This window comes from Pseudoalteromonas sp. SCSIO 43095, from assembly GCF_023650455.1.
GTDB classification, from domain to species: domain Bacteria; phylum Pseudomonadota; class Gammaproteobacteria; order Enterobacterales; family Alteromonadaceae; genus Pseudoalteromonas; species Pseudoalteromonas tetraodonis.
The window spans coordinates 270,621-295,508 of sequence record NZ_CP087996.1 but is presented as its reverse complement, the minus strand read 5'-3'; the positions used below and the strand labels follow the sequence as shown (position 1 = coordinate 295,508).

18 protein-coding genes and 5 pseudogenes are annotated in these 24,888 nt (G+C 40.6%); 14 read left to right on the top strand and 9 right to left on the bottom strand.

The window, feature by feature from the left end; all coding sequences use genetic code 11:
- The first annotated feature begins 357 nt into the window (after nucleotides 1–357).
- Nucleotides 358–843 (top strand): hypothetical protein, encoded by a 486-nt coding sequence (locus LOC50_RS15695; RefSeq protein ID WP_250654160.1) that lies wholly within the window; start codon nucleotides 358–360, stop codon nucleotides 841–843.
- A gap of 34 nt (nucleotides 844–877) precedes the next feature.
- Here LOC50_RS15695 and LOC50_RS15690 read toward each other — a convergent pair whose 3' ends face one another.
- A complete protein-coding gene (locus LOC50_RS15690) occupies nucleotides 878–2,083 on the bottom strand; it encodes an anhydro-N-acetylmuramic acid kinase (protein WP_250654159.1) in 1,206 nt (401 codons plus the stop codon).
- 153 nt (nucleotides 2,084–2,236) lie between these two features.
- Here LOC50_RS15690 and LOC50_RS15685 point away from each other — a divergent pair.
- The 3 genes and pseudogenes from LOC50_RS15685 (at nucleotide 2,237) to LOC50_RS15675 (ending at nucleotide 4,588) form a co-directional block, all read left to right on the top strand.
- Nucleotides 2,237–2,721, top strand: a pseudogene (locus tag LOC50_RS15685) (GNAT family N-acetyltransferase).
- A gap of 172 nt (nucleotides 2,722–2,893) precedes the next feature.
- Complete coding sequence (gene curA / locus LOC50_RS15680) at nucleotides 2,894–3,922, top strand: NADPH-dependent curcumin/dihydrocurcumin reductase (protein ID WP_069439089.1); 1,029 nt, start codon at nucleotides 2,894–2,896, stop codon at nucleotides 3,920–3,922.
- A gap of 48 nt (nucleotides 3,923–3,970) precedes the next feature.
- On the top strand, nucleotides 3,971–4,588 hold the full coding sequence (locus tag LOC50_RS15675; protein ID WP_250654158.1) for a glutathione S-transferase family protein: 618 nt from the start codon (nucleotides 3,971–3,973) through the stop codon (nucleotides 4,586–4,588).
- 234 nt (nucleotides 4,589–4,822) lie between these two features.
- On the opposite strand, the gene LOC50_RS15670 is transcribed toward LOC50_RS15675, so the two are convergent.
- On the bottom strand, nucleotides 4,823–5,131 hold the full coding sequence (locus tag LOC50_RS15670) for a YkgJ family cysteine cluster protein (protein WP_250654157.1): 309 nt from the start codon (nucleotides 5,129–5,131) through the stop codon (nucleotides 4,823–4,825).
- 46 nt (nucleotides 5,132–5,177) lie between these two features.
- The gene (locus tag LOC50_RS15665; protein WP_250654156.1) at nucleotides 5,178–7,109 is read right to left on the bottom strand and encodes a RecQ family ATP-dependent DNA helicase; all 1,932 of its coding nucleotides are present in this window, start codon (nucleotides 7,107–7,109) and stop codon (nucleotides 5,178–5,180) included.
- A gap of 234 nt (nucleotides 7,110–7,343) precedes the next feature.
- Here LOC50_RS15665 and LOC50_RS15660 point away from each other — a divergent pair, with 234 nt between their 5' ends.
- Both LOC50_RS15660 and LOC50_RS15655 read left to right on the top strand, forming a co-directional pair.
- Entirely contained in the window at nucleotides 7,344–8,648 is a 1,305-nt protein-coding gene (locus LOC50_RS15660; RefSeq protein ID WP_214552363.1) for an NAD(P)/FAD-dependent oxidoreductase, read from the top strand.
- Between the two features lie 94 nt (nucleotides 8,649–8,742).
- Entirely contained in the window at nucleotides 8,743–10,242 is a 1,500-nt protein-coding gene (locus LOC50_RS15655) for a phospholipase effector Tle1 domain-containing protein (protein ID WP_036983668.1), read from the top strand.
- A 55-nt stretch (nucleotides 10,243–10,297) separates the two neighbouring features.
- Here LOC50_RS15655 and LOC50_RS15650 read toward each other — a convergent pair.
- Nucleotides 10,298–10,562: pseudogene (locus tag LOC50_RS15650) on the bottom strand (glucose/galactose MFS transporter); the annotation flags it as partial.
- 428 nt (nucleotides 10,563–10,990) lie between these two features.
- On the opposite strand from LOC50_RS15650, the gene LOC50_RS15645 reads away from it, so the two are divergent.
- Nucleotides 10,991–11,716, top strand: coding sequence for a MauE/DoxX family redox-associated membrane protein (locus LOC50_RS15645; protein WP_036983666.1), 726 nt, complete (start codon nucleotides 10,991–10,993; stop codon nucleotides 11,714–11,716).
- Nucleotides 11,717–12,172: 456 nt separating this feature from the next.
- On the opposite strand, the gene arfA is transcribed toward LOC50_RS15645, so the two are convergent.
- The 3 genes and pseudogenes from arfA to LOC50_RS15630 all read right to left on the bottom strand — a co-directional run.
- Entirely contained in the window at nucleotides 12,173–12,373 is a 201-nt protein-coding gene (gene arfA, locus LOC50_RS15640) for an alternative ribosome rescue factor ArfA (RefSeq protein ID WP_013462885.1), read from the bottom strand.
- Nucleotides 12,374–12,746: 373 nt separating this feature from the next.
- Nucleotides 12,747–15,275, bottom strand: a complete 2,529-nt coding sequence (locus tag LOC50_RS15635) for a TonB-dependent receptor plug domain-containing protein (RefSeq protein ID WP_250654155.1) — start codon at nucleotides 15,273–15,275, stop codon at nucleotides 12,747–12,749.
- Between the two features lie 270 nt (nucleotides 15,276–15,545).
- Nucleotides 15,546–15,980, bottom strand: a pseudogene (locus LOC50_RS15630) (IS982 family transposase); the annotation flags it as partial.
- On the opposite strand from LOC50_RS15630, the pseudogene LOC50_RS15625 reads away from it, so the two are divergent.
- A pseudogene (locus LOC50_RS15625) lies at nucleotides 15,976–16,369 on the top strand (HD domain-containing phosphohydrolase); the annotation flags it as partial. The pseudogenes LOC50_RS15630 and LOC50_RS15625 overlap by 5 nt on opposite strands.
- 78 nt (nucleotides 16,370–16,447) lie before the next feature.
- Nucleotides 16,448–17,467 (top strand): ferrochelatase, encoded by a 1,020-nt coding sequence (gene hemH, locus LOC50_RS15620; protein WP_036983660.1) that lies wholly within the window; start codon nucleotides 16,448–16,450, stop codon nucleotides 17,465–17,467.
- 158 nt (nucleotides 17,468–17,625) lie between these two features.
- Here the strand turns inward: hemH and LOC50_RS15615 are convergent, their stop codons facing one another.
- Entirely contained in the window at nucleotides 17,626–18,783 is a 1,158-nt protein-coding gene (locus LOC50_RS15615; RefSeq protein WP_250654154.1) for a benzoate/H(+) symporter BenE family transporter, read from the bottom strand.
- 318 nt (nucleotides 18,784–19,101) lie between these two features.
- Between LOC50_RS15615 and LOC50_RS15610 the strand changes: the two are divergent.
- The 5 genes and pseudogenes from LOC50_RS15610 to LOC50_RS15590 all read left to right on the top strand — a co-directional run.
- A pseudogene (locus LOC50_RS15610) lies at nucleotides 19,102–19,473 on the top strand (M12 family metallo-peptidase); the annotation flags it as partial.
- A 177-nt stretch (nucleotides 19,474–19,650) separates the two neighbouring features.
- Nucleotides 19,651–20,967: a DUF5666 domain-containing protein gene (locus LOC50_RS15605; RefSeq protein WP_250654153.1), complete on the top strand. Its 1,317-nt coding sequence runs from the start codon at nucleotides 19,651–19,653 to the stop codon at nucleotides 20,965–20,967.
- A 141-nt stretch (nucleotides 20,968–21,108) separates the two neighbouring features.
- Nucleotides 21,109–21,642: a PepSY domain-containing protein gene (locus LOC50_RS15600; protein WP_036983656.1), complete on the top strand. Its 534-nt coding sequence runs from the start codon at nucleotides 21,109–21,111 to the stop codon at nucleotides 21,640–21,642.
- Complete coding sequence (locus LOC50_RS15595) at nucleotides 21,642–22,331, top strand: response regulator transcription factor (protein ID WP_036983655.1); 690 nt, start codon at nucleotides 21,642–21,644, stop codon at nucleotides 22,329–22,331. Before LOC50_RS15600 ends, LOC50_RS15595 begins: the two co-directional genes overlap by 1 nt.
- Complete coding sequence (locus LOC50_RS15590) at nucleotides 22,324–23,652, top strand: HAMP domain-containing sensor histidine kinase (protein WP_051498255.1); 1,329 nt, start codon at nucleotides 22,324–22,326, stop codon at nucleotides 23,650–23,652. The genes LOC50_RS15595 and LOC50_RS15590 overlap by 8 nt, the downstream gene beginning before the upstream one ends.
- Before the next feature lie 89 nt (nucleotides 23,653–23,741).
- On the opposite strand, the gene LOC50_RS15585 is transcribed toward LOC50_RS15590, so the two are convergent.
- Complete coding sequence (locus tag LOC50_RS15585) at nucleotides 23,742–24,884, bottom strand: RNA-guided endonuclease TnpB family protein (RefSeq protein ID WP_250654152.1); 1,143 nt, start codon at nucleotides 24,882–24,884, stop codon at nucleotides 23,742–23,744.
- Between the last annotated feature and the right edge of the window lie 4 nt (nucleotides 24,885–24,888).

The window sequence follows — 24,888 nt, the reverse complement described above, 5'->3', positions numbered from 1 at the left end:
TTATTTTCAAGCTATTTTATTGCAAAGTTGACAAAAACACATAAATAAATGACCACTATTTAACATTAAAAATAAAATAAATTAACAATAAAGTTGGTAAGTGTTTTATTTTATTGTTAAGACAAGGCTCGTATACGTTTGAACCCCGTAAACTGTATTTACGTTTATCGCAGAGATTATTGAGCGACTATTATAGTTTAGTTATTAAATATAATATTGATTTAAAACAATAGCTTTAGTTATAAACTGCAAGCCAAATTAACCCTTGCATCAAGCGCTTTAGTTTAGTCACAATTTTGCAATAATCATCAGTGATAATAGCTGCATTATTAGTCAACAAAGCTTTATAAGACCCTCATGAGCGAATCTATGGTGCAATTAACCTTTGCACTACCGTCATTTGAAGATCCTATGTCTGCGGCAATGAGCCACAGCATGGAATTTGAAACGCTATCGCAGGATGCTAACAGTCAGCATCAAATCACACTGCAATGCGTTTTACCTGAAGCGGCCCATGAAAGTGATATTATTTCACTAAGCGCAACTTTACCAAATGCACGAGCGGCTCAATACTACACAGAAAAAACACTCAATTTATCTGATTTAGAACAAAGGCGAGTCAACCTGACTTTGAGTCAAATAGCACATAGTCATGATTTTGTGATGCAAATGATTTTGCATGGTAAACACGGCACGTTAAAAAATAGTTTGCAGTTTGATATGCATATTAACCAATTTGGTAGAGGTTATACTGCACCTGCAACTTATTTAGCACCGCCTAAGCCGCATCGGGTACGTCAGTATTTCGCTAATATGGGAACAGCTTTACTTTCGTTTTTTTAGTTATTGGCGCACAATTTTCTATTGATTTTATTACTCAATCAGCAAAGCTCACTTTACCCATAGTGATATCTAAAATACCTTGGTTGTTATTATTTAAGCTTTGACGTTGCCCTGCCAAACATTCATTTGCCAAAATAGCAAACAGCACGGCCTCTTTGGCATCAGGATTTACGCCTAAACTCTCGGTGTTTTTGAACGCCTTAATGTTTGGGCAATGTATTAGTAATTGCTCCATTAATAACGGATTATGAATACCTCCACCACTGGCATACACTACACAGTCTTGAGTATGTTGAGCACAGCCATTTAACGCCTTAGCAATCGTAGTGGCAGAAAGGGCATTTAAAGTCGCTAAAACATCTTCGTGATTTAGTCTTTGTGTCGTTGAATGCATTTGTGCCGCCCGTAAATAAGCTAAATTAAACACCTCAGGTCCGGTTGTTTTAGGCAGTGGTAATTTAAAAAACGCGTTATCTGTAAGCGCAGCAAGAAGCTTTGTATTCACTTTACCAGCTTTGGCAAGTTTAGCTTCCTCATCATAATGCAGCCCTTTAAAATAATGCTGTACATAAGCATCCATAATAGTATTGCCAGGGCCAATGTCAGAGCTAAAGACCGCTCCAGTATCGCCGTTTTTAGGTAAAAATGTTAAATTAGCAATGCCCCCCATGTTGAGTAAAATACGATTTTCATTTGGGCTGGCAAAAAACAAATAATCTCCATACACAGCTAATGGTGCGCCTTCACCACCAGCAGCAATATGCTTTTGCCTAAAGTCACCTACCGTGGTAATGCCTGTAGTAACTGCTATTTGATCACTGTCACCAATTTGTAGCGTGCCATTGTTAAAATCGTGGTGGTTATGTTGGGATTGCGGGCAGTGATAAATAGTTTGCCCGTGACTGGCTATTACATCAATATCGGCTGGATTTACTTGCCACAGTGCTAAACACTGATTAACCATAGCACCATGGAGTTTACCTACCCACGGATGTAACAAAGTCAGCACTTCTAAATCGCATTCGCGCTTAGCAAACACCTGTTTTATTTTAGTTTTATACTCGTCGTTGTACTCAACCGTGGTGAATTTTAATACCTCTATTTGGGTATGCAAACCCGCTCCGGTTATTTTACATAGCGCCACATCTAAACCATCTAAAGAGGTACCACTCATTAGGCCAATAATTAATCGACTGGACTTTTGAGCGCTGTTATAAAGGGCGGCGATATGAGGATGCATAGTGACTCTGTGTAGGTACTTTTTACTATATTTTAAAAGAGTTTAAAGCAAAGTTATAGCTGTATACACTTTAATTTTAAAAAGATAGGTTCATTGTTTAAACGCCTAAAGCTTGCTAGGTTATTGGTTGATAATAATAAACTTATTTACCATATGATGATTTTACGTGAGTTCAAGCAACACGATACCTTTCAAATAGTAACCATTTTGAACGTTCAGCAAGTAGCACGCTATTTATCCTCTAAAATTCCATTTCCGTATACGCAGGCAGATGCGAATTGGTGGGTAAACCAGGGAGCAAAATGTGGCATCATTAAAGCCATCGAAGTTGACGGTCTGTGCGTTGGGTGTATTGGTATTACCCTTGGTGAATTTGAGTATAGCCGCAGTGGCGAAAATAGGCTATTGGCTTAGTTAGCAATATTGGGGGCAAGGTATTATCACCCAAGCCATTCTAAAGAAGTGTTTAAAAGTACTAATTTAAACCGTATTTATGCGGCTGTATTGCTGGTAATGCTGGCTCAATGAAGGCGTTGCTTAAAAGTGGCTTTAATACCGAGGCTATTTTAAAACAAGCAATTTATAAAAATGGTCACTATTTTGATAGCTATATATTTAGCATGCTAAAAACAGAGTAATTATTCTAATTAAATGTTGGCAAAGGTTGAATTAACCCCCTCTCGCCCAAAGCTCGTGTATCAAGGTACAAATTTTATCTGCCTATCCGCGCATTATTGTTGAGCCGTGTATTGTTTTAAAGCTTAAACATTCGGTAATAGGTGGTTTTTTCACTTTATTTTGGAGATTTTTATGTCTACAACTAGCCGTCAATTTACTTTAGCCTCGCGCCCACATGGCGCCCCTACCAATGAAAACTTTGAATTTAAAAGCAAAGAGCTTCCATCGTTAAAAGAGGGCGAAGTACTGCTGCGTACAATTTACTTATCACTAGACCCCTACATGCGTGGCCGTATGAGCGATGCTAAATCGTATGCCGACCCCGTCGAAATTGGTGATGTAATGGTTGGTGCAACGGTGTGCCAAGTAGAAACATCTAAAAACAATAAATTTAGCGAAGGCGAATGGGTATTAGCGTACACAGGTTGGCAAACTTACGCCATCTCAAATGGCGAGGGCTTAATGTCATTAGGTAAAGAGCCAACAAACCCTTCATACGCATTGGGAATTATGGGTATGCCTGGCTTTACCGCCTACATGGGTTTACTCGATATTGGCGCCCCTAAAGCAGGAGAAACCGTGGTCGTTGCTGCTGCAACAGGGCCTGTCGGTGCAACGGTTGGCCAAATTGCTAAAATTAAAGGCTGTAAAGTCGTAGGGGTTGCCGGTGGCAGCGAAAAATGTGCTCATGCCGTTGAAAAGCTAGGCTTTGATGCCTGTATTGATCACAAAGCCGATAACTTTGCCGAGCAATTAGAAAAAGCATGTGACCAAGGCATTGATGTTTATTATGAAAATGTGGGCGGAAAAGTGTTTGACGCCGTATTACCTTTGCTTAATACCTCAGCGCGTGTGCCTATCTGTGGTTTGGTATCGCAATATAATGCGACCAGCCTGCCTGAGGGACCAGACCGAATGGGCATGTTAATGGGACAATTACTAACTAAGCGCATCAAAATGCAAGGCTTTATTATTTTTGATGATTATGGCCACCGCTATGACGAATTTGCACAAGACATGCAAAAATGGCTACAAGACGGAAAAATTCAATACCGCGAGCATCTGGTAGAGGGCATTGAAAACACCATCAATGCATTTAACGACATGATCAGTGGGAAGAACTTTGGTAAAACCGTAGTAAAGATTAACAGCCCACTATAATAACATTCAGGCTGTGTTGTAATTCAACACAGCTCAATAAGGAAGAAAATGATTAAACTACACCATTTAAATAAATCTCGCTCTAAACGTATTATTTGGTTACTAGAAGAGCTTGAGGTCGATTACGAAATTGTTGCTTACCAACGTAACACTGAGACTTTTTTAGCCCCTGATGAGCTTAAAAATGTGCATCCGCTGGGTAAATCGCCAGTTATAGAAGACGACGGCTTAGTGATTGCCGAGTCTGGCGCTATCACAGATTACCTGATCACTAAATATGGCAAAGGTAAATTTGCCCCAAAAGCAGGCACCCCTGATTACGTTGACTACCAGCAATGGTTACACTTTGCAGAAAGCTCAGCAATTTTACCGCTTTTACTTAAAATGTTTGTGCAAAAAGATGGCGCTAAAACCCAGTTTTTAGAAGGCTATGCTGATGCTGAAACCGCTAAAGTGATTAGCTACTTTAACAGCCGTCTTGAAGGCAAACGTTATTTAGTGGGCGAAACCCTAACCGGTGCCGATTTTATGATGTCGTTTATTGTTGAAATCGTTAAAAATGCAGGCCAGCTTGCGCACTTTAAACACCTTGTAAAGTATGATGAGCAATTACAAAGCCACGAGAAGTTTCATACGGCTAATGAGCTAGAAGCTAAATACGATTAATTAGCTTAAGTACAAAACACAGATAAACCAAAGGAGCTTTTTAAGCCTCTTTTTTTGTACGTATGTTTTTATTATGCCAATCCGCATAATTAAGTGATCTATTTTGAGGATGGATAAACGTGTTGATAGCAAGGCAAAAAATTCGCTATTTAGTTGTTCTAAATGAGAATTTTTTAACGCAAATAGTGGCACGTTTAACCCCTGAAAACGATTAAGTATTATTACGGATTGGTATTAAATACCCGCTATTTCGCGCTCTGTAATACACTCATTTGAGGCCATTTCAAACTCGCGGCACGTAAGTGGGCGGTTTTCGTAAATAGAGCACATTAGCGTGTTACGATCGAGTGCTTCACACCAGCCATCATCAGCGCGTTTCATTACTTCACTGCCCCATTTATCATAGGCAATAAAATTAAATGGCACTCCAGTGTCGGTCACTATGCGTACTTCTAATTGGCAGCAACATGCTTGGCAATTAGCACAGGTTACGGGCTCTGGCGTTGAGTTTATATTTTTAACGGGAATAACGGTGTGCGACATAGTGGCTTACTTTTTAGGATAAGCCACTAGGATACAGGAACTACGATCAATTGCACTGCAGTAATGTCGCTTTTATTTCGCTGTAGCGCTGCTGCTCGCACAGTGCAAAACCACTTAGTTGACGTACTTTATTACGCGCAAACAGTGGCACGCTCATTCCCGCTAAAAACCGGCATTGGGTTTCAATGCCCACATTGTGCACGCCTTTAGTTGCCATGTGGGCTAAAAACTCATCGACCTTTTGGCATATAAGCGCTGTATCAATCGTTGCAGGGGGAATTGAATATTCAAGCTTAACCGAATCCCCACGACACACCGAGCAATGTCCACACTGCTGTGGCGCATTCGCATCATCAAAATAACGGGCTAAGTTATAGCTTAAGCAAGATTGCAGCTCAAAAAAGCGCACCAAAGCAGCAATCCGTTTTATTTCCGCTTGCTCTTTATCGGTAAAATAATCGTGTAACTGCTGGGCAAGTGCAGGATTATTAATCACCTCGCTATGCACTTTGTACACGTGAGTAATACGTTTGGTTTCAAGCGTGATAAGGTTTTTTTCAGCTAAATAATCAAGCGCGGCTACCACACGTTTACGGTCAACCTGCGCGGCTTGCGTTAGGGAGTCAAAATTAAGTGTACCCCATATTTTTTTAAAGTCGGTATGACTAAATATTTGTGTTAAAAAAGCTTGGCGCTGCTCATCAAACTGGCTAAGCAACTCATTTTTATCAACCAAAAATTTATACTTAAAATCGGCATAATAGGCATACTGCGGCGTTATTGCGCCTTGCATTTCAAGCTGTACCAGCAAGGTTTTAAGGGCAAGCTGGCGAATATTACTCTCGCTTGAAAGGCTATATTCTTGCATTTCCCATTGCTGTTGAGCTTGGCGAATATCGTTAATAACATATTCAATACCGCTGAGCTCTGGAGTATCGCCGTAAATAAAGTTTTCTACTGTATTTAAGCCATCTAAATTAGCCAGGGTATAACAATTTGATGGGTTGCCGTCACGCCCTGCGCGGCCAATTTCTTGGCTGTAGTTTTCTATTGATTTAGGTAAATCGTAGTGAATTACAAAGCGTATGTCTGATTTATCAACCCCCATACCAAAGGCAATGGTAGCAACCACTACATTTATTTTGCCTGCCATAAAATCGTCTTGAATTTGCCCGCGTAGGGTATCTTCAAGCCCTGCATGATACGCCACTGCTTGTAGGCCCTGCGCGCTGAGCATATTAGCCACTTGCTCAGCACTTTGCTGCAGCGTGACATACACAATACCGGGGCCGGTTTGCGCACGGACAATTTTAGTAAGCTCATTGTTTTTATCCGCCGTTTTAACACTCAGCACATTTAAATCTAAATTAGCGCGATAAAACCCCGTTTGCACAATACATTGTGGCTCAATAGCAAAGCGCTCGGCCATATCGCGTTTTACTTTTTTAGTGGCGGTAGCGGTTAATAGTAGCACTAACGGAATATTTAGCTCTTCACGGTAACGAGGTAGTTTTAGGTAATCGGGTCTAAAGTTATGCCCCCATTCAGATATACAATGCGCTTCGTCAACAACCAACATAGAAAGCGCCACTTGGCTTATAAACTCCCTAAAGCGTTCGTTTTTAAAGCGCTCAACCGACACCATTAACACTTTAACTTTACCACTTCGTACGTCGTTCATTACAGTGCTACTTTGCATTTGGTCTTGGCTTGAGTCGAGGCTGGCGGCATAGATGCCTTTGCTATTTAAAAAGCTAATTTGATCTTTCATCAAGGCCAATAACGGCGATACCACCAGCGTTAAATGCGGTAAATGTAACGCGGTGAGTTGATAGCACAACGACTTACCCGATCCTGTAGGAAATATTGCCAGTGATGATTGGCCATTTAGCAGCTGCTCTATGGTTTGTTGTTGCCCTGCTCTAAACTGATTAAAACCAAAATGTTGCTCAAGAGACTGAACTAGCGAGGTACTCATAAAAGCGTCCTTTTTATGTCGGTGCCCATAAATGCTGTAAATGCGCAGTAGATGAAATATTTGCATATCAGTATACATTAAATGACGTGATTTATTGCTGACATATCCTTTAATTAGGCGCACACTATAGCCCCATAAAAACGTGCTTTGCCAAAATAATTTTTTGATACCCAAGTCATTTTAAAAATCAACGTACAGAAATTGCTTCGGTATATTATTTTTAAGGGCATTGTCATGGATATAACCATACCAAAAATCGTCATCATCGGCGGTGGCGCTGGTGGGCTGGAGCTAGCAACTCAATTAGGGCACAAATTAGGAAAGAAGCAACACGCAAATATATTACTCATCGATAAAAATCGCACTCATATATGGAAACCGTTATTGCACGAGGTTGCAACTGGCTCTATTGATGCCGATTTAGATGGGGTTGTTTACTCCGCGCATGCTGCCAAACATCACTATAACTTTCAACTTGGTACCTTTTGCAATCTCGATAACAACAATAAAACCATCACCTTAAGCCCATTATTCGATGAATTAGGGCATCAAATTTTACCCAAACGCACCGTTCATTTCGACTACCTAGTTATTGCCATTGGCAGTGTGAGTAACGACTTTAATACGCCAGGCATTAAAGAGCATTGTTTTTACCTCGATTCAAACCAACAAGCAGAGCGCTTTCAACACGCGCTGCTGGATAACTTTACTCGCCTTCATCAAGACGACGACCCATTACACTCATTAAATATCGCCATTGTTGGCGGTGGAGCAACTGGGGTTGAGCTCTCGGCTGAGCTGTATCATGTTTCTGATTTACTAAAAATATACGGTTTAACCAATATGTCGGCTAAGCGTTTACATATTCATCTGATTGAAGCGGGTCCCAGGATTCTTCCGGCGCTGTCTGAGCGAATTGCCAGTTCGGCCAAGCGTGAGTTATTAAGATTAGGCGTCACCGTACGAGAAAACACCCAAGTTAAACAAGCAACCGAACATGGCTTTATCACCAATGATGATGAGCAAATAAATGCGGATATTATGGTGTGGGCGGCGGGCGTAAAAGCACCTGACTTTATTAAAGAGCTGGGTATTTTTGAGCTGACTCGTAATAACCAAATAAAAGTAAACGAGTACTTACAAAGCAACCTTGACCCACAAATATATGTGCTCGGTGATTGCTGCGCGTTTACGCAAGATGATGGTACGCAAGTGCCGCCACGCGCACAATCGGCACATCAAATGGCACAATGCGTTGAAAAAAACTTAATCGCCACATTACGTGAGCAGCCCCTTAAAAAATTCGAGTATAACGACCATGGCTCACTGGTTAATTTATCGCGCTACAGCACAGTAGGCAGCTTAATGGGTAACCTAACCAGTAATAGCTTTTTTATTGAAGGTAAAATTGCCCGCTTTATGTATATTTCATTATATAGAATGCATCAGCGCGCTATTCATGGCAGTGCCAAAACCTTTGCTTTGTGGCTCAGCGAAAAAGTGCTGCGTGTTGTGCGTCCTAAAATGAAGCTGCACTAGCCAAAATTAAAGACAGTGGTAATTTAAATTACCACTGTCTTTAATTTTTAATATTAGCTATATAAAGTACACAAAAATTTTAAGGAAACAGCCTATGTCGGATAAAACGCTTATTTTTAATTTTGATGGTACCGGCAGTGAACCCCGAGACGCAGATCAGTTTAGTACAGAGCATTTTAAAGAAGACGCCAGTATTTCTAATATTTTAAAACTACACTTATTGCTCGGTGGTAAACTTGATGATTCTCCCACCACCCCATTTTCCAAACAGTTAAGTTTTTATTACCAAGGCATAGGCACTAAAGGTAGTCGTTTAAAACGAATTTTAAATCAAGCACTCGCCCCACGTTCAGACGATGTAGCCAGCATTTTAAATCAAGCTATTAATGATTTTAAACAGCATTATCAAAGCGGCGATACTGTGTTACTTACCGGTTTTAGCCGAGGCGCTGCATTAGCGCGGCGATTTGCAAAGTGCTTAGAGCCACTCATACATGAAAAGGTGTATTTATGTGTGTTTGATACAGTGGCCTCAATTGGCATGTCAAAGGTGAGTAAAGCCACTTGGGGTGCAGAGCATGTTATTTTTGAAAATCACACCATTGCCAGTAATGTCTCTGAGGCGCTGCACTGTGTAGCGCTTGATGAAAAACGTCGCGCCTTTGAACCGACCTTAATGAACCAGCAAGCTAACATTACCGAGCTGTGGTTTGCAGGAGCCCATTCCGATGTGGGAGGCGGCTACTATCGCGATGGACTTGCCGATATTTGCTTGCGTTATGCACTTGAGTGGCTCATTGCTCAGCCACTGTCAGTTTCATTGCTAACCAGTCATGACATCGATTACGAAAACCTTTTACCTGAGAGTAACTTGGTTGCCCAAGACGATGTGACTGTTATTCCCGATCCCCTGGCGTTAAGTCATCAGCAAAATTACTTTTGGCTAAACCCATTTTTTAAACTTGTTGATAGGCAGTGCTGTGTATTAATTGACGATGAAATCAGCCACGCCGCCCCATTAATACATCACAGTGTTGCACAGCGAATTAATAAACTAACCAGCTATCGTCCTGAATCATTAAAAAACTTACATTATAAAATGATTTACAGCGACGACAGCACGTTAAACTTTATGGGACTCAGTGCCCATATAATGCTAGGCAACCAAAATATGAGTTTACTTAGCATAAACCAAAGCCAAGATGTGATGGTATATGCCAGTGAAGCCTACAACGCCACCGGCTTAATGCTTGCCCAAGGTGCGACCTACCGTTTTACACCTTATCCTAATCAATATTGGTATGACGATGGTATAAAGTGCTCTCCTTCTGGGTGGCATCGCGATAACGTGCAGCTCGGCGTTAAAGAAATTCCCATGGCATTACTTGAGCCATTTAGACGTTTAGCTACAGCGCAGTGGTTTAGTTTAATCGGCACGATTGGTCAAAGCGATGAACACGCCTTTGAAATTGCCGAAGGCGTTGAAATAACCATTAAAAAATCAGGAGAATTTTGCCCATTTGCTAATGATTTAAGTCGTTTTTATGGTGCGAATGCCGGTAGGATTAAACTTAAAGTAACGCGATTGGGCTGATAATCAGTGCACTTTATACTGCAAAGTGCACTGAGCTAGGGATAGCTGGTGGAGGTTATTGCTTTTTCATTTTATGGCCTTTCACGGCATAAAATAATATGAATAGATAACAAGGTAACAACACCGAGTAGCCTGTTTGTAACGAGGTAAAGCCACCCAGTGGCCCCCATAATTAAAAGCGCAGAACCAGTACTAGTAAGTTTACCCAATCCTGATAACGCTAGTGGGAACAACGCAGGCCAAACAATCGCGTTTGCAAAGCCTAAAAAGGCAATCAGCAGTAAAACATCAGGCAAATTAGCGCCGCCTAAAGGCACCAATGACCGCGATATTATTAAACTATACACACCAGAACTGGTAGTCAGAGATTCAACAGCCCCTCCTATAGCTTTATAATTAATTAGCTGGCACGCGCTGCAAGTCCCCCTTCAGCGCTTAAAGCAGTAAAAGCGGCCTAATTTTTGAACGCATAGCCTGTACCACTGAGTTTATTAACAATAAAACGGCACATGTTGTAAATTTTACACTTAGGGTCTGTTGATCTTTCAAGGTTATATAACTCAGTTAACCTCTCTAATACCAATTCGCTTAATTAACTGAGCTATTTTGAGGGAGGAAAATCGTGTCGATAGCAAGGCAAAAATTTCGTTATTGAGTTGTTCTAAATGAGACGTTTTTAACGTCTGTTCTACCCCCTCAAAATGATTAAGTATTATTGCAAATTGGTATAAATATACAGGAGTAAAATATGGCCAAGTCAGCCCAATTGTATAGAATGGCAACCGATGAACATATTTGCCCATTTGGTTTAAAATCTAAAGATTTACTTGAACGTCAAGGCGTTGAAGTAGACGATCATTTACTCACCTCAAGAGCCGATACCGATACCTTCAAACAAAAATACGGTGTAAAAACAACACCACAAACATTTATAGATGATGAGCGTATCGGTGGTTATGATGAACTCAGAGAATACTTTAATAAATCCCCTGCAGGCCAACAAGGCACAACGTATACGCCGGTCATTGCTATTTTCGCGGTTACCTTGTTGCTAAGTTTAGCCTTTTCGTTGAGCGGTGCAGGATTAAGCATGTATACGCTTGAGTTATTTGTTGCGTTAACCATGGCGGTACTTGCCATTCAAAAGCTGCAAGATTTAAACAGTTTTTCGAATTCCTTTATCACTTACGATTTACTCGCCATGAAAGTGATCCCCTATGCCTATGTTTACCCATTTTTAGAAGCTTTTGTTGGCGTGGCCATGATTGCAGCACTTCCAGTTTACTTGGTTGCACCTATCTCTTTGTTTATTGGTAGTGTCGGGGCAATATCCGTGATTAAAGCCGTGTATATAGACAAACGCGAACTTAAATGTGCCTGTGTTGGCGGCGATAGCAATGTACCGCTTGGCTTTATCTCACTAACCGAAAACCTATTTATGATAGCAGCCGGTATTTGGATGCTAGTTAAATAATAAAAAGGCGCGATAGGTTTAAAACCTACCGCGCCCTTCATGTTTTGATAGCGGGCTACGAGCTAAGGGGGAAGCATTCCTGTTTTTATATTTTCTCATTACTCCTCATTTTCTTCTCTGTGTTCAAATAGGGTTTAGTAAATTATTCACAAAGAGGGCAAAGAGACGCAGCGCTAAAAGAGCAGGCTCTAGGTTCAGGGCTGATATCAGGCTGTTTGTAAAGCTCGCTACTCGTCGCTCGAAGCCCGTTGTCTTCTCTGTGTTCAAATAGGTTTTAATAAAACTTTTACAAAAAAGTTATGAGACGCAGCGCTGAAAGAGGAGGCTAAAGGCGCTAGGTTGTGTTCGCTGCTCGTGACTCGTAGCCCGAAGCCCGTAGCCCAAAGCCCAAAGCCCGCCTTATTTCAGCAAACACTTAGCCAACTCGCAACAAAAGCCCTATTTGATCGGTGCTATTTAAGCCGCGATTAAATAGGACTCTTGTCCTGCATGTTTGTTACTGCGTTTAAACGAGCCTTTGCCTTTTTTAGCTTTAACCACTTGCGGTTTAAATACTTTAGAGGTTACCAGTGCTGCCAATGCGTTGTGTTTTATCACGCCGCGCCCAGTGTCTACTGCGGATTTGTTAACCGCTTTTGCTTTGCTTTTTTTCGCCATTTATTTTTTCCTATTAATAAAATGAGTATAACGAGGGATACATACCCCACCATGTTATTGATGGCGATTGTATGCTTAATTTTCAAGCATGCAATCATTTTTAATGCTGTTTTAAATAACCTGAACTTTGGTTAAGAGATTTACTAACGTATTGAATCAAAATTGATATTTATGTTTATTTTCTCTAGCCAGAGATTTCCAGTGAAAACAAGGCGAAATTACGCGTCAATAGCTCGCCTATTGCAAGTAAATTCAACGTAGTTAGCGCTGTAAATAGCTGCTTGAGATAGATTTATTATCCAGAGTTCAGGTTAAATATATTTTAGCCATAAAAAAAGCGCCGTTTATAACGGCGCCTATTTAGCTTATAAAATTAAAAACTAAAGCTTACTTTTGCGTAGTAAGTGCGACCATCAAAGCCGTAGGGTACGGCACGTAACGGGTATTTAAATGCCCCATTTGAAATAGCGTTTAATACTTCATCATCGCCTAATTCATCCGGTGTTTCATCAAATACATTGTCTGCACCTACCGATAACGCAAACATATCGTTAATTTGATAACTTACATTTAAATCCACTAATACGGCTGATTCTACCGTACTGGTTGCTTTAAATGAGCCATCTGTTGCAAGTTCAATATGGTCATTACCAAAGTACTTCACATCGGTTTCGCCAAAGTAATTAAAGCGGATCATTGAGCTATACGCGTCACGCTCATAATCAAACGTTAGCGTTGCACGTTCGCCCGGCTGCCCATCAGTTAAAAAACTACTTTGAATATCATCAAGTGCTACATTTTCAGGAATACCCGGTGCTGCATTAACACTGTCAATTTTAGTTTCATTTAAATTACCAGCAAACGTAGCAGAGAAATTACCGCCATATAAATCGGTACGATAGGACGCAATAATGTCAACACCCTGCGTTGTTGAATTCACTGAGTTTGAAAAGTAGTTCGCTTGTACTGCACCCGTTGCCTGTAGCGCGGCAACTGCATCAGGACTAAATGCCACATCATCAGCCGATAACAAGCTGCCCAGTGTAATACGGTCTTCAATTTCTACACGGTAAAAATCCACAGTTAACGATAAATCGCTCGTTACATCATAAACAAAGCCTGCACTGTAGTTCGTTGATGTTTCAAGCTTTAAGTTATCAACGCCTAATGCAGCTGGAAAGGCAGAGCCTGTTGTTGCTGTAAACGACTGGCTTAACGTGCCGTCAGAACCTAAGTTAGTGGTAAACGCAGTGTAACCGCTTTGCTGTAATGATGGCGCTCTAAAACCTGTTGATAACGCACCACGTACCGCAAAATCATCGTTAAATTCATAACGCGTGGCTACTTTACCAATTATGTCGTCACCCGCATTAGAGAAATCTTCGTAACGAAGTGCTCCGCTAACATTCCACGCATCGGTAACCATGGTTTCTGCGTCAATATAAACGGCGTAGCTATCGCGATCACTTTTATTTGATGCTTCAGGGCGAAGGCCGTTGTAGGCTTGAAAACCACATTGTGCAAATTGATTCGGATCGTTCACTGATGGGTATGAAGTATCTGTGTTAGCAGCGCCACACGCGTATGAGGCTTCTTCACCGGGTACAATTTCATAGTTTTCTTTACGGTATTCAGCACCAATTGACACGTATACAGGCTCACTGCGGCCAATATCAACAATCCCGTTCACATCCGCGTTGAATGTTGTTTGGTCAAACCTAAAGCCACCCGAATACCCCTCAGTTGGTCCTGCATTTGCAGCAATATCGGCATCACTTGCACCTGGGTTATTAAATAAATACTCAGCAGCATAAGAGGCATTTAATGTATTGCGTGATGTAAAGTCGTATTGGTTTTCACCATATACCGCCGATACATCGTAATTCCAATCAGGGTTAATATCGCCTCTAAAACCAATTGAAACAGAGATATCCTGTGCTTCATTGTCTATTTGCGGTAAAAATCCATCGCTATAGACTTGAATTACGTTTTTAGATGCTTCATTAAAGTTACGATAAAAGCCGTTACCTAGTGCAGTACGCTCGGAATAACCACCAAATGAATAAAGCTCACCCTCACTTATTGGCAATGTCATATTGTAAAATACCGAAGTAAATTCACTCTCTGCATTACCTTGTCCCCAACGAACTTCGTCCGATAAAGTACCTGGTGCGACATTAAGCGAACCTCCAGTATCTCGCTCGGCACGATTGGTTTTATCTGCATCGCGGTACTCAAGCGATAAATTAATAAAACCACCTTCGTTGCCTAGTTCAAAACCACGATTTAAACCTGCAGAAATTGTTTCCCCATCGCCTTCTGCCGTTTCACCGTATTGCACATAACCTGTGGTTAAATCTGTTGAGTTATTAAGTGATAAATTGATAACCCCCGCAATCGCATCTGAGCCGTACTGCGCCGCCGCACCATCACGTAAAACCTCAACCCCTTTTAAGGCAATAAGCGGGATCGCATTCATATCAGTCCCCGCAGAGCCACCGCCCACGGTACTAGTTAAACCAAAAATAGATTGATTATGGCGGCGCTTACCGTTGACTAAAACCAGCGTTTGATCTGGCTGTAAACCGCGTAATGTTGCTGGGCGAAATAAATCGGAACCGTCAGAAACTTGTGTACGAGAAAAGTTAAACGATGGCGCTGTCGCTTGCAAGCTTTGCCCAAGCTCGGTAAAGCCGCCTTTGTTTAAATCATCCGCGTCAATTAAATCAATAGGTGATGACGACTCTGTTGCTGTTCGGTTAGAAACTCGCGACCCTAACACAGATATTTGCTCGATATTCTTTTCAGCTTTAGCAGGCGCTTCTTGTGCATTAACCACACTTGGTGCACTGAAAGCAAAAGCAACCGCTACTGCCAAGGTGTTTAAACGATATGTTGACATAATGATGACCCTGTTTTGTGTATTCTTATAATGTGTGTGGGGTATATTCCTGCATCCCATTGCTAACATCCTAGCAACATACACAAACAAAAAGAAACAGAAATTTGATAAAATTAGCATAAGAATGCAAATAGCTTTAAAAACAGGAAAATAACACCTATAAAAGCTCAAAATACAACCAAAGTAGCAATTTAATATCACACCACCCAAGATTAATAAAATGTTAACATTGAGATTTTATGCATAATTAACCTCAGATCTGCATAAGAATTAAAGCCGAGTCACTTTTATACTCAGCTTTTTAGTCTGAAAAGTATAGGCAATTAATCCAGCCATTAAATTAACCATAAATGAGATGCCGCTGCGGTGCCTTGTGTGGTCTATTTGAGCCATATTTTTCAGCTGGTCGAACACTGTTTCGATGATGAAACGCGTTGATAACATCGCTCTATCCCAAGATGATATTGGCTGACGTTTCATATTACATCGTTGACCTGTAATAAAATCAATCCCTTGCTCAGCAAGTTCCGCTTTTAGGTTTGCAGATACATAACCTTTATCAGCGTATAAACTACCTGTAACCTTATCGACCATATCTAATATCGGCTGTCTATCATCAACATTCCCAGCTGTCACTTTTACAGCTAATAAACCCCCTTCATCATTCATGATGAGGTGAAGTTTAAAGCCATAAAACCAGCCCATTGGTGCTATGGTGCTTAGTGTTGCTCGTGACTATTGGGGAGAGTTACGAGCAAAGTGAGCCGTTACTTACAACAAAACAACGCCATCAATTTGCACTCAATAGTATTAAATCAAACAGTGGCTGCTTATATCATCCGCGTATTGTCGATGCACTTGAAGCCAGCCACGCTAAACTCATCGCCTCTGACAGCTCTATTGGTTCAATAAAGGTTATGAGCGCACAAGAACTCAAAGAAAATATGACATTGGCAAACTCACTGCACAGCCATACGGGTATTATGCTTTTGCCTAAAGGACATATTTTCAATACGAAATCGATTGTTAAGCTACAACAACTCGAAGCCAAAAAGCCAACTCCGTTTAGAATTATGGTTAAAACGGCTAAATGATTGATCTAAAATACTCTTTTATTCGTTATACTAAGCCATAATAGTTACTTTCAAATATATTGCTTGAAGGAGCACACAGTGTCGCGATTTTCTGCCGTTACCGATAATCCCCACGACGGGCGTTTTAACCAAAAAACAGGTATTTTATTAACCAACTTAGGTAGCCCCGATGCCCCCACAGCAAGCGCGTTACGTGTTTACTTACGTGAGTTTTTGTCAGATCCGCGTATTGTAGAAATACCACGTATAGTGTGGATGATAATTCTCCATGGCATCATTTTGCGTATTCGCCCAAAACGCTCAGCTAAATTGTATAAAAGCATATGGACCGAAAATGGCTCGCCACTGACCCACATTACACGCCAACAAAGCATTAAATTAAATGCCTTATTAAAACAGCACGGCTATACCAACACCGAAGTGGTTATGGCGATGCGCTATGGTAATCCATCAATCGAAGCGGGCCTTGAAGAGCTCAGAGATAAAGGCTTAACCCGTATTATTGTGTTACCACTTTACCCACAATATTCAAGTCCAACCACAGGCTCAACATTTGATGCCGTGGCAAATGTATTAAAAAAATGGCGCTGGGTGCCAGAGCTACACTTTGTAAATGGGTATCACAAAAACCTAACCTACCTAGAGTCGCTTGCTAACAGCATTAGCGAAGATTTAGAAAAACACGGCATGCCACAAAAAATGGTGTTTTCATATCATGGTATGCCTAAACAGTTTTTAGATAATGGCGACCCCTATTACTGCCTATGCCAACAAACCACGCGTTTAGTGGTAGAAAAGCTAGGCCTAGATAAAGACAAAGTGATCACTACTTTCCAAAGCCGTTTTGGTAAAGCTGAATGGTTAAAACCTTACACAGATGCAACTCTTGAGAGCTTACCTAGCAAAGGAATTAAAGATGTGGCTATTATCAGCCCTGCCTTTAGCGCCGACTGCCTAGAAACACTTGAAGAATTAGAAGGTGAAAACCGAGAGATTTTTGAAGAAGCCGGCGGCGAAAAATACCGTTATATAGCAGCGCTTAACGATCGTGACGATCACATCGACGCCATGTTTGATGTGTTAAAACCTATGCTTTAAAGGCAGCAAAGAGCAGCGGTTAGGTTTTAGCTGTCAGCGATCAGCAAGAGATTAGCCAAGTACGGTGTTCGACTGTAGGTGTGAGTTTACCTCGCGCGCACAGTACCAAACCCGTTGCTCGACACCTGTTCCCCGCACCTAACACCTAAAATCTGCTCTTAGCGCTTAGGTGTCACCATTAACGTGAGTGCGCCTGCTATTATCCCCCAGCATGCAGAGCCAACTGACCATAATGTTAAATCAGAAGCCGTAACTAAAAAGGTAATAATGGCCGCCTCTGTATATTCAGGACTGTGCAAAGACTGCTGCAAACTATTAGCGATGGTGCCAAACAAAGCAATACCCGCTAACGCCAATACCAGTACTTGCGGCAGGCTTGCTACAATCGCCACTAGCATTGCAGCACACAGCGCCATAATAATGTAAAACACCCCACCAGCAATACTCGCCCAATAGCGCTTATCGGGGTTTTTATCGGCCTCTTCGCTCATACAAATAGCAGCCGTAATGGCCGCTAAATTAATTGAATAAGTGCCAAATGGCGCGGTTACTAAATTTATCAACCCGGTCACAGTTAATGACGATGATATTGGCGCTTTATAGTTATGTGCTTTTAAAATAGCGAAACCGGGTAAGTTTTGTGAAGTCATAGTGACTATATACAAAGGAATACTAATACTTATAAATGCCTGCAAATTAAAGCTTGGTGCAATATAAGCAAAGCTGCTTGCCTGCCACTGCACGGTGCTGGTATCGATATTTCCCATATACCAGGCTAAAAATATACCCGCTAACAATACACTTAGCATTGCAAAACGAGCAAAAAAGCGCTTGCCAATAAAGTACACCACCACCATTAAACCAATCACCAATGGCATGTCGTTCATAAAATTAAATACATCAATACCAAATGTGACTAATACCCCCGCTAACATAGCACAGGCCAGTTCACTGGGAATACGGTTCATGATTTTTTCAAACCAACCGGTAATGCCAGACACCAGCACCAATAAGGCTGATAGCATAAATGCGCCTATCGCTTCATGTAAGTTGTAGCCCTGGGCACTTGAGATCAGTAATGCTGCACCGGTGGTCGACCATGCAATTAAAATGGGCACCTTATAATAAAACGACAGCACAATAGAGGTACCGCCCATTACTAGCCCCAGCATTAATATCCAGCTTGCCACAAGTTCAGGTGTACCACCTAAGGTGATCACCACTTGATAAATCAATGCAATAGAACTTGAAAAACCAATAATGACCGCAACAAGTCCTGCCATAATTCGACTAAGTAACTGATCAGTCCCTGCCATAATTCCCTCTTTTAATAGGTGTTTAACGATACAACATACTTTGCCTATTTATACTTTGCAATTAGCCCTTTGAATAATGAAAAATGAGCACGTTACTAAAAAATTTTATTGGTCAGTTTTACTTGTCAAAATCGGTGTGATTTAAAAAACATGCCACAGGGTGCGCCATTACTACAAAAAAACCATCCTATTAAACCCAAAAAATACCTAAAAAAGGTAAAGTAAATACTTACAATAAGTTATAAAAAAGCAATTGCCACTTTATGGTTGCAATTTAAATTTGATCTAATTCTTTTTTAAGATAAAAATTAACAATTACTAGCATGGGTTGGTCAAGGTACGAATGGCAATTTATACAGCTCAATGAGCAACCGTATGTATTCAATAACAGCCGTTGATTGTGGAGCAACAACGTTCGTACATGAACTGGGTCATAACCAAGGTTTAGCGCATTCTCTTAAGCAAGGCGATACAAGCGGTGGCGTATATGTTGATGGCATGGGCCACGGTGTACAAAATGAATTTGCCAGTATTATGGCCTCCCCACATGTGTTTGGTAGTGCAACTCAGTACGATTATTTCTCAAACCCAAATTGAAGCGTAAACGGCATTCCATTTGGTGTGACCAACCAAGCATATGGTATTCGTACTGTAACCGATACAAAAATAAGTATTACTAACTTTAAATAAGTAACGCAAACAGTAACTAAAGTGAGCCTACAGCCTATTTTTTAATTATTTCCCCTTAGAGCGTATTTGCGCTCTTTTTTATTTAATTTAAACATTAACAAAATTTAATGTTACGTCCACCTTTACAATATTTGGTAATAAGTACACTTACCCTATATAAATAACTAGGAGTAAGCTATGAATAATTCACTAATTAAAAGTACTGTTAAACTCATTTCTTTATCTGCAATTTCACTTGCGTTGTGTGCATGTGGCAGCAGCTCATCAAGTAATAAAACCAATGTCATTTCTAAGGTTAATAACTTTCCAAGCGTTATTATTGGCCAAGTATCTGAAGTCACAAGTAATGCAATTACCATAAACAGCCACACAGTGCCTGCAAGCTCTGCCAAGGTAGAGCTAGATGGCAACAACGCCAGCCTTTCAGACATAAAAGTAGGTATGTACATTGAAGTAGAAACCAACGGCTCGCAAGCAACTGAAATAGAATACGATCCGCTATTAAAAGGCCCAGTGTATATTGATGGCGATACCCTAAGCATTGCAGGCATTACTTTAAATAATGCTCAAAACACAAACTTTAGCCAAGGTGAATTACTTGAAGTAAGCGGATACATCGACTCAACGAATAGCATTGCAGTGACTTACCAAGCAGTAATTAGTAACAGTCAAGAAGAACTTGAATTACTAGGAAATATAAGTAATTTAAACACACAATCTGGCACTTTTAATTTAGGTAACCTACTCATTAACTACCAACAAGCCGAGGTAGAAGGTGCGTTAAATAACGGCCAGTTTGTAGAGGTAGAAGGTGTTTTAAATGAAGGGCATATTATTGCAACAGAGGTAGATGCCGAGCAAAACCTTAATTTTAATGATGACACGCAAACAGAGCTTGAAGGCGTAATCACCTTTGTAAATAACGATGAAACACTAATAACTATCAACTCAAAATGGCAAGTTGCTATTAATGATCAAACTCAATTTGAAGATGGCACAGCCACTAATTTAATCACCGGCCAATGGGTTGAAGTAGACGCTCAGTGGCAACAAAATAACAACCAATTGTTAGCCACAAATATTGAATTTGACAGTAGTAACACCGAGTCTACCGTAACAAATTATACGTTTTCAGTATCAGGGCAGGTGTCGGTTAGCGACAACATCGCTACTATAAATGGCAATAACTTTACGCTTACTAATCAAACACGTTACGAAGATGGCTTAACTGCACAAACTCTAAACGGGCAATGGTTGGAGCTTGAAGGCACTTACAACAACAGCCAAGCTCTTATTACTGAGGCCGAAATTGAAGAAAACACCAGCACGCTAGACTTAAAAGGCAATGTTACATTAAATACAAATAACCAAGCTGAAATATGGGGCTACATAAGTGAAGATAGCTCTCTATCGCAATTTACAAACCAATACGTAGAACTTGAGTGCCAGTGGGTAAACACTAACCAAGTAAGAGCCTGCGTACTAGACGATTAAATACAATAAGTTATATTTGACTTTGCAAAGGGCCTGTTTGCTTTTCGCGGTAACATGCCCTACTAAAGTTAAACATGTCCTTAAGTTTATTTGATAAACTAATTTGCATTAAAATAACGTTCAAGCCACAAGAGCCTATTTATGAAATATATTTTATTAAGCGCGACCCTTTTTGTTAGCGCATTTTGCCAAGCAAGTAACCCTGCCATATTTAATAAGCTTAATACAGCTAAAGATCCTTCGGCTCAAAGCATTTTAAATAAAATAGAAACCAAGTATGCCAATCAAGGTGTAATTGTGGAATTTGAACTTGAGTTTGAAAAAGGCATTACAGTTTACGAAGTGACTTTATTTGATGAGCAAAATAAACGCTTTATTGAGTTAATCGTTAACGCACAAGGTAAAGTAATTGAACAAGAATACGAACAGCCAGAACTTGACGAAGAAGACGAAGTAGCCGCAGCCAAGTTAATGAAGCAAAAAAACTACCGCATGCATCAACTGGTAAAATCAATAAGCCCAGCCCCACCATATTACTTATTAGAGTCGCAATTAGAGCAAGATACTGGCATAACCTATCTAGTTGCTACATTTATTACAGAAAAAGGCAGACACAAAAAAGCCATTGATTTAGCCACAGGTAAAAACTTACCTCTGCTGCAATGGGGTAATTAATGAAGCTGCTTTTAGTCGAAGATGATAAACAAAATCGCGAATTTTTATATAAAGCATTTAACGAACAAGGCTACACTGTAGATACTGCAGCCGACGGCCAACAAGCATTGCTTATGGCTACCTGCGAAGAACACGACATAATAATACTTGACCGTATGTTACCAAAACTCGATGGACTACAAGTACTAGCAGCACTTAGAGCAACCGGTAAAAACACTCCCGTACTTATACTTTCAGCACTTGATAAAGTAGATGAAAGAGTTACAGGTTTAAAAGCCGGTGGAGATGATTACCTTACCAAACCTTTTGCGTTTTCTGAGCTTGCAATAAGAGTAGAAAAACTCATAAAACGTCCTTCGCAATCCACGCAAAAAACAACCACCGTAGAATTTGAAAATGTAAGCCTAGATTTTCGCCACTACAAAGCTCAAGTAAATGGAAAACCGCTAAACTTACAACCAAAAGAATTTAAGTTATTACACTTTTTGTTAGAACATCAAAGTAAATTAGTTACTCGTACCTTATTGTTTGAATCAGTGTGGGAATACCATTTTGACCCAGGCACCAACGTAATTGATGTACATATTGCTAGGCTTCGTAAAAAACTTTTACAGCATAACGCCCATGTAAACATTGAAACTATTCGAGGTGTAGGCTACCGCTTACAAAAAGCGCACGCCAATGAATAACAAGCATTCATTATGGTGGCAATTTAACCCACGGGTAAGCTCGGTTTGGCGCTTAACCCTCGCCTTTGCGACCATTACCTCTGTGGTATTGGTTTTATGTATTGTGCTTATTTATCAGTTATTACTTGGAGAGCAAACACGCCAAGTAGAAAGGCAGTTAAACGCCGAGCAAGTGCGTATAGAGGGGCTAGCTAATAAATTTGATAAAGCCTCGTTTTTTAAGCAACTTAATGTTTTTAGAAACGAAGGCGATATTTTAATTTTTTGGCAAAACGACGAAACTCAAAGCCAAGGGTTGAGTTTTTTCCCAAGCGATATACCTAAACTACCAAAAACCGTTGAGTTTCCAGTACTCGATACGCAGCGCGGCCAAATACGCTTATTAACCACAGGCATAGTAAAAACAAAACACGGCAAAGTAGTTATTGCTACAGCTACTGAGCATTTAAGTCGCTTAATTACAGAGTTTAAAACCATTGCTACATGGGCGTGTTTACTTAGTTTAGTACTCACATGTGTATTTGGTTATATATTTGCTAGACGACATTTACGCCGCGTAAATTATTTTAATAACGTGGCCGAGCAAGTACAAAAAGGCGATTTATCGGCGCGAGTAGTGCATAAACAAAAAGGTGATGAATTTGTTACTTTAGCCAAGCATATCAATACCATGCTACAAAGCATTGAAGAAAACTTTGCTTTAGTACAAGGGATTACCGACAACATTGCCCACGATTTAAAAAACCCGCTAACCCGCTTGCGTTTACATTTAGAAAAGGAAGCCATTAAGCAGCCAAGCCTAGGCATAGCAATAGAGCAATTAGAAAGCGTATTACATACCTTTGATGCCATGCTAAAGCTAACACGTTTAGAACATGGGCAATTTCCACTAAAATTAGAGCCCGTTAATGGCTTTACTTTAATGAGCGACATAATAGATATTCTTGAACCCACAGCAGAGCAAAACCAGCAGCACATAATACTGCATAAAAACCACGAGCCTATTTTTGAAGGAGACAAAAACTTACTGTTTCAAGCATGTTATAACTTGCTACAAAACGCCATTAAATATGCAGGTAACCACGCTAAAATTACAATAACGCTTTCTAAAAGCAGTATAAAAATTAGCGATAACGGTAAAGGGGTAAATAAACAACAGCTAAGCCAGTTAACCAAACGCTTTTACAGAAGCGACCTTGCAAGGCAAAAAGACGGCTTTGGATTAGGCCTTGCCACTGTAAAAGCTATTTGCGATCGTCACCACTTTACACTTACCCTGCAAAGTGATGAAAACGGATTTAGCAGCACTATTAGTCATTAACAAATGGAGTAAGTTAAAAGCGTGACTACTCACCGCCTTATCAGGCGATGCTTCTTATTTCGTTAGCCGTTGCTCGGTAGTATCGAGACTTACGCAGCTTCCATAAGCAGAGACGACTGTCCAGCCGCCTTTAATTCCTGAATACCTTTATCACGGATATTGAGGGCGGCATTTAAGTCGCGATCTATACCTGTAGTGCCGCAAGATGGACAATCCCACTTGCGAACTGATAAGGGGATTTCATCCATTTTATGACCGCAACAATGACAAGTTTTAGAGCTTGCATACCACTGGTCGAGCTTCACTAGGTGCTTACCTTGCTCTTTCAGTTTGTACTCCAACTTAACGACAAAGCCATGCCATGAGGCATCCGCTATGTGTTTCGCCAGTTTGCGGTTTTTCATCATATTGGCTGATTTCAATGTCTCAACTATCACCGCTTGGTTTTCGTCAACGAGAGTTCGAGAGAATTTGTGTTGAAAGTCAGCGCGAGCATTCGCTACTTTTTCATGGCATTTGGCTACCAGCAAACGTGCTTTTGCCCTGTTTGCGCTGCCTTTTGCTTTTCTGGATAACTGACGCTGTTTGCGTCTGAGGTTTTTCTCAGCACGTTTTACAAATCTTGGGTTGGCGGTTTTTCTGCCATTAGATTGAATAGCAAAATGAGATAAACCTAGATCGATACCTGTAACCTTACTTACCGTGTGAAGCAGTACTGGCGCTTCAACTCCATCATCAACAAGGAGCGAGGCGTAAAACTTACCCGTTTTGCTTAGGCTTACCGTGATACTTTTAACTGAGCCAATAATTTCACGATGGATATTCGCTTTAACAGGCTTCATCTTTGGGAGCTTGATTGCGCCATCAAGCATCTTAACACCTACGCAGTGGTAACTAGATTGTTTGCCCTGTCTACGCTTGAATTGCGGGTATTTAGCTTTTAACTTCGGATTGAAAAAGTTATCAAAGGCTTGATGAAGGTTAATTACCGATTGCTGCAAAGCGATGGAGTCGTATTGCTTCAACCAGTGGTATTTTCGTGATTTCTTGGCAACTGCAAGTAGTGGCTTTATATCCTTTTTAGGATTCAGAGTGACACCATACTTGCGGTACATGTGAGATTTTAAATGAAGAGCTTTGTTATACGCAAAACGCACAGCGCCAAACTGAGAGATTAAAAACTCAGCCTGTTCTTGCGTTGGGTAAATACGTACCTTTGTTGCTCTTAACATTTTA

Coding starts and splice junctions, on each gene's coding strand:
- LOC50_RS15695 (WP_250654160.1), top strand. CDS start 358: ATGAGCGAATCTATGGTGCAATTAACCTTTGCACTACCGTCATTTGAA.
- LOC50_RS15690 (WP_250654159.1), bottom strand. CDS start 2,083: ATGCATCCTCATATCGCCGCCCTTTATAACAGCGCTCAAAAGTCCAGT.
- curA (WP_069439089.1), top strand. CDS start 2,894: ATGTCTACAACTAGCCGTCAATTTACTTTAGCCTCGCGCCCACATGGC.
- LOC50_RS15675 (WP_250654158.1), top strand. CDS start 3,971: ATGATTAAACTACACCATTTAAATAAATCTCGCTCTAAACGTATTATT.
- LOC50_RS15670 (WP_250654157.1), bottom strand. CDS start 5,131: ATGTCGCACACCGTTATTCCCGTTAAAAATATAAACTCAACGCCAGAG.
- LOC50_RS15665 (WP_250654156.1), bottom strand. CDS start 7,109: ATGAGTACCTCGCTAGTTCAGTCTCTTGAGCAACATTTTGGTTTTAAT.
- LOC50_RS15660 (WP_214552363.1), top strand. CDS start 7,344: ATGGATATAACCATACCAAAAATCGTCATCATCGGCGGTGGCGCTGGT.
- LOC50_RS15655 (WP_036983668.1), top strand. CDS start 8,743: ATGTCGGATAAAACGCTTATTTTTAATTTTGATGGTACCGGCAGTGAA.
- LOC50_RS15645 (WP_036983666.1), top strand. CDS start 10,991: ATGGCCAAGTCAGCCCAATTGTATAGAATGGCAACCGATGAACATATT.
- arfA (WP_013462885.1), bottom strand. CDS start 12,373: ATGGCGAAAAAAAGCAAAGCAAAAGCGGTTAACAAATCCGCAGTAGAC.
- LOC50_RS15635 (WP_250654155.1), bottom strand. CDS start 15,275: ATGTCAACATATCGTTTAAACACCTTGGCAGTAGCGGTTGCTTTTGCT.
- LOC50_RS15615 (WP_250654154.1), bottom strand. CDS start 18,783: ATGGCAGGGACTGATCAGTTACTTAGTCGAATTATGGCAGGACTTGTT.
- LOC50_RS15605 (WP_250654153.1), top strand. CDS start 19,651: ATGAATAATTCACTAATTAAAAGTACTGTTAAACTCATTTCTTTATCT.
- LOC50_RS15600 (WP_036983656.1), top strand. CDS start 21,109: ATGAAATATATTTTATTAAGCGCGACCCTTTTTGTTAGCGCATTTTGC.
- LOC50_RS15595 (WP_036983655.1), top strand. CDS start 21,642: ATGAAGCTGCTTTTAGTCGAAGATGATAAACAAAATCGCGAATTTTTA.
- LOC50_RS15590 (WP_051498255.1), top strand. CDS start 22,324: ATGAATAACAAGCATTCATTATGGTGGCAATTTAACCCACGGGTAAGC.
- LOC50_RS15585 (WP_250654152.1), bottom strand. CDS start 24,884: ATGTTAAGAGCAACAAAGGTACGTATTTACCCAACGCAAGAACAGGCT.